This window comes from Streptomyces sp. NPDC005302 (genome assembly GCF_040607345.1).
GTDB lineage: Bacteria > Actinomycetota > Actinomycetes > Streptomycetales > Streptomycetaceae > Streptomyces.
In genome coordinates, this window is sequence record NZ_JBEXGN010000024.1 from 1 (window position 1) to 11518 (window position 11518).

Consider the following 11518-nt stretch of genomic DNA (forward strand, 5'->3'; position numbering starts at 1 on the left):
CTCCGGGCGCTTCCCTTCGGTCTTGCGTTTCCGACTCTATCAGACCGTTTCCGTATCCGATTTCCTCGGCGCTTTCCAGGTTTTCGCTTTCGCGTCTCCCTTTCCGGCGAGTCCGACTCTATCAGATCCTTTCGGGCCTGACCCCCAGTCAGCGGGGCTTGTCTTCGCAGCTGTTGGGCCGTTCCGACGAGTGAGACATTAGCGGATTCCTGGCTCCCGAGCTAATCGGGGTGGCGCCCTTTCGAACGCGGAATCCTCATTTCGCAAACACGCATGAAAACGAGCTGACGACGAGTCGTCGGTCGTTGAATGGTGGTGCGGAATGGCTGTCCGGGGACCGACCGGGGTCGGCGCTCACGTCGGACAACTCGGAGAACACTACGTACGGGGTGGGGGCGTGTCAACTCCGGTCCGGACCGGCCCGCCCGGGCGTACTGTGGCCCCCATGACTACGCGTACGTGCACCCAGCTGTGGTGGGCCGCCTGACGGCGGCCGTACGCACGTAGGTACTCAACGGCCGCCGCTCTCGGCGGCCGTTTTTGTGTCTCCCTCCTGGGGAGCCGGCCGGTGGGTGCGGCGGCCTCGATCAGGAGGTGGAGAGATGACGCTGATCTTCAGCGGGGTCAAGCCGACCGGGCATCTGACGCTGGGGAACTACCTGGGAGCCGTGCGGCGGTGGGCCGAGGTGGACCAGCACCGGGCCGACGCGCTGTTCTGCATCGTCGACCTGCACGCGTTGACCGTGGACCACGATCCGGCGCGGGTGCTCAGACTCAGCAGGCAGGCGGCGACGTTGCTGTTGGCGTCGGGGCTCGATCCCGAGGTGTGCACCGTGTTCGTCCAGAGTCATGTCGACGAACACGCGCGGCTGTCGTATCTGCTGGAGTGCGTCGCGACCGACGGGGAGATGCGGCGGATGATCCAGTACAAGGAGAAGGCCGCGCGGGAGCGGGCGCGGGGTGGGAGCGTTCGGCTGTCGTTGCTGACGTATCCCGTGCTGATGGCGGCCGACATCCTGGCGTACGGGGCGGACGAGGTGCCGGTCGGCGACGACCAGACGCAGCATGTCGAGCTGACCCGGGATCTGGCGGTGCGGTTCAACCAGCGGTACGGGCACACGTTCGTGGTACCCCGGGCGACCCGGCCGGAGGTGGCGGCGCGGGTCATGAACCTTCAGGAGCCGACGTCGAAGATGGGCAAGAGCGACGACGTGGGTCCGGGGGTCGTCTATCTGCTGGACGAGCCCGACGCCGTACGGAAGAAGGTCATGCGGGCCGTGACCGACAGCGGGCAGGAGGTCGCGTACGACCGGGAGGAACGGCCGGGGGTGTCGAACCTGCTGGAGATCCTCGCCGCCTGTGAAGGCGGGGATCCCGAGGAACTGAGCGGTACGTACACGTCGTACGGCGCTCTGAAGAAGGACACCGCCGAGGCCGTGGTCGAACTGCTCAGGCCCGTGCAGGAGAGGCACAAGGAGCTGTGTGCCGATCCCGGCGAGGTGGAACGGGTGCTGCGGGACGGCGCGGTGAGGGCCAGGGAGCGGGCACGGCCGACGGTGGACGCGGCCTACCGGGCGATCGGCTTGCTGCCGGCGGCGGACTGAAGGGCGCCGGGAGCGCGCCTTCGGCATCCCGGTCCCCGGGTGCCGAAGGCGTCGGCCCGGTCAGCTGTTGCCGGAGGCGAGCTCGCGGCTGCGGTCGCGGGCCGCTTCGAGGGCGGCGATGAGCGCGGCGCGCACGCCGTGGTTCTCGAGTTCGCGGATCGCGTTGATCGTGGTGCCCGCGGGGGACGTGACGTTCTCCCGGAGCTTCACCGGGTGTTCCCCGCTGTCGCGGAGCATGACGGCGGCGCCGATCGCGGACTGGACGATCAGTTCGTGGGCCTTGTCGCGGGGCAGGCCGAGCAGGATGCCCGCGTCCGTCATGGCCTCGACGAGGTAGAAGAAGTACGCCGGTCCGGAGCCGGACAGGGCCGTGCAGGCGTCCTGCTGCGACTCGGGGACGAGCAGCGTCTTGCCGACGGCTCCGAAGATCTCCTCCGCGTAGGCCACGTGCTCGGGCGTGGCGTGGCTGCCGGCGGAGATGACGGACATGGCCTCGTCTACGAGGGCGGGGGTGTTCGTCATGACCCGGACGACTGGCGTCCCGGCGGCCAGGCGCTCCTCGAAGAACGAGGTCGGGATGCCGGCCGCGCCGCTGATGATCAGGCGGTCGGCGGGGATGTGCGGCGCGAGCTCGTCGAGGAGGGTGCCCATGTCCTGCGGCTTGACGGTCAGGATGAGGGTGTCGGCGGTCTTCGCCGCTTCCGCGTTGGTGACCGGGGTGACGCCGTGACGGTCCCGGAGTTCCTTCGCCCGCTCCGGCCGGCGGGTGGTGACCAGGAGGTCGGTGGGGGCCCAGCCGGCTCGGATCATTCCGCTGAGCAGGGCTTCGCCGATCTTGCCGGTGCCGAGGACTGCGACTTTCTGGACCATGGTTGCGGGTGCCCTCCGAGGGTTGGATCGTCCGTGTTCATCCTCCCACCGGGGTCATGGGGGCGGGCGGGGTGTCCGGTGGGCGGACGGGCGCGGAAGGGCTCGGAGGGGGCGGGCGGCTAGGACGTACGGCGGCGCAGCGTGGCCGCGCCGAGGAAGAGGACCAGCACCGCGCTGCCGGCGACGATCAGGATGTCGCGTACGAAGGTCGCGGTCATGTCGGTGTGCTGGAGAACCTGGTTCATGCCGTCGACCGCGTACGACATCGGGAGCACGTCGGAGACGGCCTCCAGGACGGGGTGCATGGCCGGGCGCGGGGTGAACAGGCCGCAGAGGAGGAGCTGGGGGAAGATCACGGCCGGCATGAACTGCACGGCCTGGAACTCGGAGGCGGCGAAGGCCGAGACGAAGAGGCCGAGGGCGGTTCCGAGAAGGGCGTCGAGCAGGGCGACGAGCAGGAGCAGCCAGGGTGAGCCGGTGACATCGAGGCCGAGGACCCAGACGGCGAGGCCGGTGGCCAGGGCGGACTGTACGACGGCGACCGTGCCGAAGGCGAGGGCGTAGCCCGCGATCAGGTCGCCCTTGCCGAGGGGCAGGGCGAGGAGGCGTTCGAGGGTGCCGGAGGTGCGTTCGCGCAGGGTCGCGATGGAGGTCACCAGGAACATCGTGATCAGCGGGAAGATCCCGAGCAGGGACGCGCCGATGGAGTCGAAGGTCCGGGAGCTGCCGTCGAAGACGTAGCGGAGCAGGAACAGCATCACGCAGGGGACGAGGATCATCAGCGCGATGGTGCGCGGGTCGTGCCGGAGCTGGCGCAGGACCCGGCTCGCGGTGGCGGTGGTGCGGGAGAGGGTGAGGGCCCTCGGACGGGAGACGGGGCGCGGGCCGGAGGCGTGGTCGGGCGCTGAGACGGCGGGGCTGTCGGGGGCCGTGGCCGTGGTCGGCTGTGCGGGGCTCATCGGGCGGTCTCCTCGCGGGGGTCGGTGGCCCCGGCGGGCCGGGGTTCGGGGAGGGCCGCGGCCGCCTCGTCGACGAGGGTGAGGAAGGCGGCCTCGACGGTGTCGGATCCGGTCCTCTCGCGCAGGGCGTCCGGGGTGTCGTCGGCGAGGATCTCGCCCTCGCGCATGAGCAGGAGCCGGTGGCAGCGCTCGGCCTCGTCCATCACGTGCGAGGAGATGAGCAGCGTGGCGTCGCGCTCTTCGGCGATGCCGTGGAAGAGGCTCCACAGGTCGCGGCGCAGGACGGGGTCGAGTCCGACGGTGGGTTCGTCGAGGACGAGGAGTTCGGGGGCTCCGAGCAGGGCGACGGCGAGGGAGACGCGGTTGCGCTGGCCGCCGGAGAGGGTGCCGGCCAGTGCGTCGGCGTGCGAGGTGAGGTCGACGTCGGTGATCGCGCGGGTGACGTCGGCGTGCCGTCGTTCGGCGGCGGCCCTGCCGGGGTCGAGGATCGCGGCGAAGTAGTCGAGGTTCTGGCGGACGGTCAGGTCGTCGTAGACCGAGGGCGCCTGGGTGACGTAGCCGATGCGCGAGCGGAGCGTGGGGTCGCCGGCGGGGCGGCCGAGCACTTCGAGCGTGCCCTCGACCTTGGCCTGGGTACCGACGGTCGCGCGCATCAAGGTCGATTTTCCGCAGCCGGACGGGCCGAGCAGCCCGGTGATCCGGCCGCGCGGGACGGTGAAGTCGAGTCCGCGCAGGACGGTACGGGGGCCGCGCAGGACGGTGAGGCCTTCGGCGCGGACGGCGGCGGGCTGGGGTGAGGACACGGGCGTTCCTGGGAGTCGGGTGTTCAGGAGTGGGGCGTGCTGGGGCGGGAGGGAGGGATGTTCGGGGTGTTCGGGGTGTTCGGGGGCCGGATACCGGGTGCTTGCGTGACGGTGGGCGCTCCTGGGAGGTCCGGCTCCTGGGGCGGGTGTCGCGCTCTTGTGGCGTCCGTGGCGTCCGTGGCGTCCGTGGCCCTCGTGATGTTCGTTGTGTCCGTGACGTCTATGCCGCTCATGGCGTCTGAGTTGGGCACGGTGCGTGTGGGGTCTGTGATGCGTCCGGTGACGGTGATGCGTGTGCCGTCGGTCGGCCTCGACTGAATAATCATCACCCGATGAATATTGCTCTCGCGCGGGCAGAACGGTCAAGGGCCTGGAGCTCAGGGCGGCTTCGCCCGGTCGGCGGCGGACGCGGGCGCAGCGAGGGCGCAGCGAGGCGGCCGGGCTGTCCGTTGACGTACGGCCACCGTCCCCCGTGGGCCTCGGGCAGCTCGCGGAGGCGGACGGGGCGGGACGGGGCCGTCGAGGCGGTCAGGGCCGTCCTGGCGCTCGCGCTGATCGCTCCGGCGGAGGCGCGCTTCCACGGTGCGGCCGTGCCCGGGGATGTCTGCGTGCTCATGGAGGCGGGCAGTTGTGCGGCGGCCCTGGGGTGGGCCGCCGCACCGGGTCACGAGTGGGTCGCGACCAGGAGCTCCACGACGTAGGTCTCCTCGACGAGCCCGTCGGGGAACGTCCGGAGGAGGTGCTCGCGCTCCTCCGCGAAGAACGCCGCGGTGGCCTCCTCGCCGAGGACCAGGAAGGCCGAGTGGCTGCCGATGTTGGCGAGGTGGGTGTCGAGCGGGACGCGGCGGCTCCACCGGACCCGGCTCCGTTCGAAGGACAGGCGTCCGGCGGGGTCGGCACTGAGGGAGTGGGCGGCACGGGCACCGCTGCCGTTCTTCTCGACCACCGGATCGATGCCGAGGAAGCGCTCGGTGCGCCGGGCGGCCGCCTCGATCCATGGCACGTCGAGCGCCTCGGTGTTCCACCACAGGGCCAGCGCCCCGCCGGGCCGCAGCACCCGCAACGCCTCCGGCACGGAACGGTCCGGGTCGGTCCAGTGCCAGGACTGGGCGTACGTCATGAAGTCCACGGAGGCGTCCGCGAGCGGAAGAGCGTCGCCGCTGCCCCGGACGATCGGGAGGTGGGGGTGGACGCGGCGGAACTCGGCGGCCATACCCGGGCCCGGTTCCACGGCGAGGACGTCCGCGCCGCGGTCGTGCAGGAGGACGGTCGAGATGCCGGTCCCCGCACCGACGTCGGCGACCCTGGCACCGGCCAGGGTCCGGCCCGCGAGCTCCTCGACGGCGTCGAAGAGGGCGGGCGGATACGAGGGACGGTTCGCCGCGTACTGGGCCGCCGCCGCGTTGAAGGAGTGCGCGCGGGTGCCATGCGGGGCGGGCTCGGGGCTGGGGGCGGAGGGAGAGGAGGAAGCCGTCATGGGGTCATGATCGCTGGCGGGGCCGAGTGCTGAGTAGGGGTTTCCTACGGGGCGAGAGCGGGGCCCGGTCGGGGCGGTCGCTTCTCGCGCCGGTTCCCGTGCCGACGGGCTCGGCTCCCGCCCCTCGCCGACGCCAGGCCAGGAGTCGCGGCTGCGTGCGGCTGCTCTTCGCCCGCGCGTCGAGGCCGGGCACTACGGCCGTTCACCGTCGGCGGGACGACGTCAGGCCTTGCGGCTCTTCTTCGCCTTGGACGGGTTGCCGGTGCGGCGCGTGGTGCGGCGGGCGTACTGCTCCTTCGCCGTCTCGTACTCCTCGCGGTGGAGCCGCTCGCCGGGGGCCTCGGTGAGGGAACGGAAGCAGTAGGCGAGCAGGGAGCCGACGAAGCCGATGGCCAGGAGCCCGCGGAGGGATGCCTGGCGGTCGGGGTCGGGCCGCCTGGTGAACGAGCCGGAGGTGTGACGGAACGCGAGGGCGCTGCACACCGTGAACATCACGACGACCATCACCGTCACGGGCGTGCCGACGTCGGCGATGGCCAGGCCCTGGTAGGCGAAGCGGAGCACGAAGCAGGCGGCCACCGCGGCGGCGAGCGAGCCGACGGCCACACCGGCGCGCCGGCCGGCGTAGCCGCCGTCGTGCTCCACCCAGGTCGTCCCGAAGAAACGCAGGGGCTCGGGCAGGGGCCCCGCGGGGGTGCCTGTCGCGGTTCCGGGGGTCGTCGTCTCGTCGGTCACCCGACGATTATCGCCCCGGCTCCGGGACCGGTGGGCGCCGCGGGGGCCCTGGTGCGGTGGTCCGGGTCAGGAGCACTGCGGGGCGACGTAGCCGTCGCTGCCCGTGTGGACGTAGGCGTCCGAGACGAACTGGGCGTTGGCGATGTTGTCCCAGATGGTCGACGTGCCGTAGTAGCCGCTGACGGACTCCCCCTGGCACTGGCAGCGGATGGGGACGCTCTGACCCGCCGGGATCGTGCGAACGACCGGGTAGTGCGTGCCGGGCCCGCTGCGGACATTGACGCTGGCACCGGGGGCGAGCGGATACGTCCTGGTGACCGCTGCCGCCTGGGACATGGTTCCCGCCACGGCCAGGAGCGCGGTGGCGAGGCCGCCCACCAGCATCCCCCGTCTGCCGGACACGATCTTCACAGTCGGTTCCCTTCGTCTGACGTCAGGAGCACTTCGGGGCGACATAGCCGTCGCTGCCCGTCTGTACGTACGCGTCCGACACGAACTGGCCGTTCGAGATGTTGTCCCAGATCTTGCTCGCGCCGTAGGGGCCGCTCACGGACTCCCCCGGGCACTGGCAGTAGATCGGGATACGCGAACCCGCCGGCAGGGTGCGGACGATGCTGAAGTGGGTGCCCGGGCCGCTTCTGACGTTGACGTTGTGACCCGGTGCGAGTGGGTAGGTGCGGAGCGCCTGGGCGGTCAGCGGCTCGGATTCCGCCGCTTCGGTCGAGTCCGTGAGAGCAAGGTCTTCCGTGGCCATATCGATCTCCCCCGTTGATTGGTTCACGCCAAAATCATGCTGCGCGCCGAGGCTAGCAAGCCGCCGATGTTTCGTACGCGGGATCGACTAGGCTCTGCGCGTCGCGCATGCGGTCGAACCCACGGGGGTGAGTGATGCCGCCACAGCGCAGCACCGGTACGGACCCGGAAGCGGAACAGCCGCGCTATGCCGGGCAGTACCTGCTGGAGGCGGAACTCGGCTCCGGCGGCATGGGCATCGTTCATCTGGCGCGCTCCGCCTCCGGGTTGAGACTCGCCGTCAAGGTCGTCCACGCCGCGCTCGCCCAGGACCCCGAGTTCCGGGGGCGGTTCCGCCAGGAGGTCACGGCCGCCCGCCGGGTCAGCGGTGCCTTCACCGCGCCCGTGGTCGACGCCGATCCCGAGGCCGAGAACCCGTGGATGGCAACCCTGTTCATTCCGGGGCCGACCCTTGCCGAGCACGTGAAGCGGAACGGCGCGCTGTCGTCGGCGCGGCTGCGCCATCTGATGGCCGGGCTCGCCGAGGCGCTGCGGGACATCCACCGCGCCGGAGTCGTCCACCGCGACCTCAAGCCCAGCAACGTCCTGCTGGCCGACGACGGTCCGAAAGTCATCGACTTCGGCATCTCCCGCCCGGCCGACAGTGAACTTCGCACGGAGACGGGCAAGTTGATCGGCACGCCGCCGTTCATGGCTCCGGAGCAGTTCCGCAAGCCACGGCATGTGGGCCCGGCCGCCGATGTGTTCGCCCTCGGCTCGCTGATCGTGCACGCCGCCACCGGGAGCGGACCCTTCGATTCGGACAGTCCGTATCTGGTCGCCTATCAAGTCGTCCACGACGAACCGGACTTGACAGGTGTACCGGACGACCTCGTGGGCCTGGTCGCGCGCTGCCTCGCCAAGGAGCCGGAGGACCGGCCGACCCCGGACGAGCTGATGACGGCGCTGCGCTCGGTCTCCGCGTCGTACGACACCCGGGCGTTCATACCCGAACAGCGCACCGGGAACGGGGAGTCGGAGAAGCCGGCGTTCGCGGTCCGGGCGGCAGCGCCCGAGCGTCCGGAGGGTTCCGAGGACCCCACCCACACGGCCGGGCGGAAGGGGTCCGGGAGGCGGTGGCGTCTGCCGGTGGCCGTCGCGGTCGCCGCCCTGACCGTCGGCGGGCTCGGCGTCCTCGGCCTTCATGGACACCCGCACGACCCCGCGACGAAGCAGGACACGGCGGCGACACCTCGGATCGCCTTCCGGCCATGGGAGCTCGACCTCAGTGCGTCCGGCACGAAGGCCCAGGGACAGCCCCAGTGCACGGATGCGCCGAAGGAGCTGTTCTGTGTCCGGCCCGGTGTCCTGGCGGCCGCGATCGATCCCGATGGCGGCGAGGTGCTCTGGTCGCGGAGCGACCCGGGGGACGTGAGTGCCTACGCCACCCCGGCTCCGGTTCTCTCCGGAGGACTCCTGCTGGTGGGCGGCAGCAACGGGCGTCGCCTGACCGCGCTGGATCCCGTGACCGGCTCGACGCGCTGGAGCCGAGACGTCTCGTCCTACTCCGGTGCTGTCGCCCACGTCGCCGGCGTCGTGCTGCTCAGCGGCTCCGACTCCCGGGTCACCGCCCTGGACGCCGCCACCGGTGAGGAGATGTGGCGCCACGCGATCCCCGGGTTGGCCGTGCCGCAGTTCCACACGTACGGGGACGGGACCGCCTATGCGGTGGCGCCGCCTTCCGGGACGGGGACCCGGGTGACCGCGGTGAACCCGCAGACCGGCGCCGTGAAGTGGCAGCGCCGCGTGGAGGGGACGCTGGATCTGGTGGCCGCCCGTGACGGCACGGCCTGGTTCACCTCGGCCACCGTCGACCAGTACACGAATGCCGTGCTGCGCTACGACGTGGCGACGCGCGCCCTCCGCCGCACCGTGCTGCGCATCCCACAGGCACAGGCCCAGACGGTGCTCCGGGGGGACGTGGCCTACCTGTTGGGAAGCGACGGTTCGCTGGTCGCCGTGGACACCCGGACCTCGAAACAGCTGTGGCGGGTGGAGACATCCGTCAGCAAGGCGTCGGCGCCGGTCGTGTCGGGCCATCGCCTCTACCTCAGCGCGGTGGACGGGCGGCTCATCGCGGTCGACACCGATCGGGGCACCCTTCTCGGTCAGACCCGGGCCCGCCTGGGTGACCAGCGCGGCTCACTCGTCAGTCTGCTTCCCGCCCCCCTCCCCGCCCGGGACAAGATCTACGCCACCTCACCCGACGGCTCCCTCTTCGCGGTCGACGCGCGGGATCCCTCGGGGTGGTGACAGGCCGAAGGGGGCCGCCCCGGCAGGAGCGGCCCCCTTCGCTGTCCTCAGGCCGGTGTTCAGCCCAGCTTCGAGACGTCCCGGACCGCGCCCTTGTCCGCGCTGGTCGCCATCGCGGCGTACGCGCGGAGCGCTGCGGAGACCTTGCGCTCACGGTTCGCGGGGGCGTAGACGCCGTTCAGGGCCTCGTGCCGGGCGGCCAACTCCTCGTCGGGGACGAGCAGTTCGATCGAGCGGTTCGGGATGTCGATACGGATGCGGTCACCGTCGCGGACGACGGCGATCGTGCCTCCGGACGCGGCCTCCGGGGAGGCGTGGCCGATGGACAGGCCCGAAGTGCCGCCGGAGAAGCGGCCGTCGGTGATCAGGGCGCAGGTCTTGCCGAGGCCGCGGCCCTTGAGGAACGAGGTCGGGTAGAGCATCTCCTGCATACCCGGGCCGCCCTTGGGGCCCTCGTAGCGGATGACGACGACGTCGCCGTGCGTGATCTCCTTGCGGAGGATCTTGTCGACGGCCTCCTCCTGCGACTCGCAGACGACGGCCGGACCCTCGAACGTCCAGATGGACTCGTCGACGCCGGCGGTCTTCACGACGCAGCCGTCGACCGCGAGGTTGCCCTTGAGGACCGCGAGGCCGCCGTCCCGGGAGTAGGCGTGCTCGGAGGAGCGGATGCAGCCGTTCTCGGCGTCCTGGTCGAGCGCCTCCCAGCGCTCCGACTGGGAGAAGGCCTCGGAGGAGCGGACGCAGCCGGGGGCCGCGTGCCACAGCTCGATCGCCTCCGGGGACGGGGAGCCGGCGCGCACGTCCCAGGTCTTCAGCCAGTCCGAGAGCGACGGGCTGTGCACCGAGTGGACGTCCTCGTTCAGCAGGCCCGCGCGGTGGAGCTCACCGAGGAGGGCGGGGATGCCGCCGGCGCGGTGCACGTCCTCCATGTAGTACGTGCGGTCCTTGGCGACGTTCGGGGCGACCTTGGCGAGGCAAGGCACCCGGCGCGAGACCGCGTTGATCTCGTCGAGGCCGAAGGGGACTCCCGCCTCCTGGGCGGCGGCCAGCAGGTGCAGGATCGTGTTGGTGGAGCCGCCCATCGCGATGTCGAGGGCCATGGCGTTCTCGAAGGCCGCGTGCGTGGCGATGTTGCGCGGGAGGACCGACTCGTCGTCCTGGTCGTAGTAGCGGCGCGTGATCTCGACGACCGTGCGGCCCGCGTCCTCGTACAGCCCCTTGCGGGCGGTGTGGGTGGCGAGGACCGAGCCGTTGCCGGGCAGGCTCAGGCCGATGGCCTCGGTCAGGCAGTTCATCGAGTTGGCGGTGAACATGCCGGAACAGGAGCCGCAGGTCGGACAGGCGTTCTCCTCGATACGGAGGATGTCCTCGTCCGAGATCTTGTCGTTCACGGCGTCGGAGATCGCGTCGACCAGGTCGAGCGTGCGGACCGTGCCGTCCACCAGGGTGGCGCGGCCGGACTCCATGGGACCGCCGGAGACGAAGACCGTCGGGATGTTCAGGCGCAGCGCCGCCATCAGCATGCCGGGCGTGATCTTGTCGCAGTTGGAGATGCAGATCAGGGCGTCGGCGCAGTGCGCCTCGACCATGTACTCCACCGAGTCCGCGATCAGGTCGCGGGAGGGCAGCGAGTACAGCATGCCGCCGTGCCCCATCGCGATGCCGTCGTCGACCGCGATGGTGTTGAACTCGCGGGCGATGCCGCCGGCCGCCGTGATGGCCTCGCTCACGATCCGGCCGACGGGCTGGAGGTGGGTGTGGCCCGGCACGAACTCCGTGAAGGAGTTGGCGACCGCGATGATCGGCTTCCGTCCGATGTCCGCGCCCGGTACACCGGAGGCGCGCATCAGGGCGCGTGCGCCCGCCATGTTGCGGCCGTGGGTGACTGTGCGGGACCTCAGATCGGGCATCGTCGCTCGCTCCTTCGGGGAGGTATGAGGAGAGTTATGACTGACGTCGAGCCTACGCCGGTGCTCCAGGATCCGGACCGGGTGTCCGCATCCCGGGACATCCGTCTCGCTC

10 protein-coding genes are annotated in these 11518 nt (G+C 71.1%); 2 read left to right on the plus strand and 8 right to left on the minus strand.

Annotated elements, in window-relative coordinates; translation table 11 throughout:
- Nucleotides 1-602: 602 nt before the first annotated feature.
- A complete protein-coding gene (gene trpS / locus ABZT74_RS28505; RefSeq protein ID WP_356439340.1) occupies nucleotides 603-1604 on the plus strand; it encodes a tryptophan--tRNA ligase in 1002 nt (333 codons plus the stop codon).
- Between the two features lie 60 nt (nucleotides 1605-1664).
- On the opposite strand, the gene proC is transcribed toward trpS, so the two are convergent.
- The 7 genes from proC to ABZT74_RS28540 all read right to left on the minus strand — a co-directional run bounded on the left by proC (nucleotide 1665) and on the right by ABZT74_RS28540 (nucleotide 7202).
- Entirely contained in the window at nucleotides 1665-2474 is an 810-nt protein-coding gene (proC, locus tag ABZT74_RS28510) for a pyrroline-5-carboxylate reductase (protein WP_355878642.1), read from the minus strand.
- A gap of 119 nt (nucleotides 2475-2593) precedes the next feature.
- Nucleotides 2594-3433 (minus strand): ABC transporter permease, encoded by an 840-nt coding sequence (locus ABZT74_RS28515; protein ID WP_356439342.1) that lies wholly within the window; start codon nucleotides 3431-3433, stop codon nucleotides 2594-2596.
- Nucleotides 3430-4236, minus strand: coding sequence for an ABC transporter ATP-binding protein (locus ABZT74_RS28520; protein ID WP_355878648.1), 807 nt, complete (start codon nucleotides 4234-4236; stop codon nucleotides 3430-3432). Before ABZT74_RS28520 ends, ABZT74_RS28515 begins: the two co-directional genes overlap by 4 nt.
- Nucleotides 4237-4900: 664 nt before the next feature.
- Complete coding sequence (locus tag ABZT74_RS28525; RefSeq protein ID WP_356439345.1) at nucleotides 4901-5713, minus strand: class I SAM-dependent methyltransferase; 813 nt, start codon at nucleotides 5711-5713, stop codon at nucleotides 4901-4903.
- 222 nt (nucleotides 5714-5935) lie between these two features.
- Entirely contained in the window at nucleotides 5936-6448 is a 513-nt protein-coding gene (locus ABZT74_RS28530; protein WP_356439348.1) for an EamA/RhaT family transporter, read from the minus strand.
- A 66-nt stretch (nucleotides 6449-6514) separates the two neighbouring features.
- A complete protein-coding gene (locus tag ABZT74_RS28535) occupies nucleotides 6515-6832 on the minus strand; it encodes a hypothetical protein (RefSeq protein ID WP_356176183.1) in 318 nt (105 codons plus the stop codon).
- A 49-nt stretch (nucleotides 6833-6881) separates the two neighbouring features.
- Nucleotides 6882-7202 (minus strand): peptidase, encoded by a 321-nt coding sequence (locus ABZT74_RS28540; RefSeq protein ID WP_356176041.1) that lies wholly within the window; start codon nucleotides 7200-7202, stop codon nucleotides 6882-6884.
- Between the two features lie 134 nt (nucleotides 7203-7336).
- Between ABZT74_RS28540 and ABZT74_RS28545 the strand changes: the two genes are divergently transcribed.
- The gene (locus ABZT74_RS28545) at nucleotides 7337-9493 is read left to right on the plus strand and encodes a serine/threonine-protein kinase (protein ID WP_356439351.1); all 2157 of its coding nucleotides are present in this window, start codon (nucleotides 7337-7339) and stop codon (nucleotides 9491-9493) included.
- A 59-nt stretch (nucleotides 9494-9552) separates the two neighbouring features.
- On the opposite strand, the gene ilvD is transcribed toward ABZT74_RS28545, so the two are convergent.
- Nucleotides 9553-11406, minus strand: a complete 1854-nt coding sequence (gene ilvD / locus ABZT74_RS28550; protein WP_356439354.1) for a dihydroxy-acid dehydratase — start codon at nucleotides 11404-11406, stop codon at nucleotides 9553-9555.
- Between the last annotated feature and the right edge of the window lie 112 nt (nucleotides 11407-11518).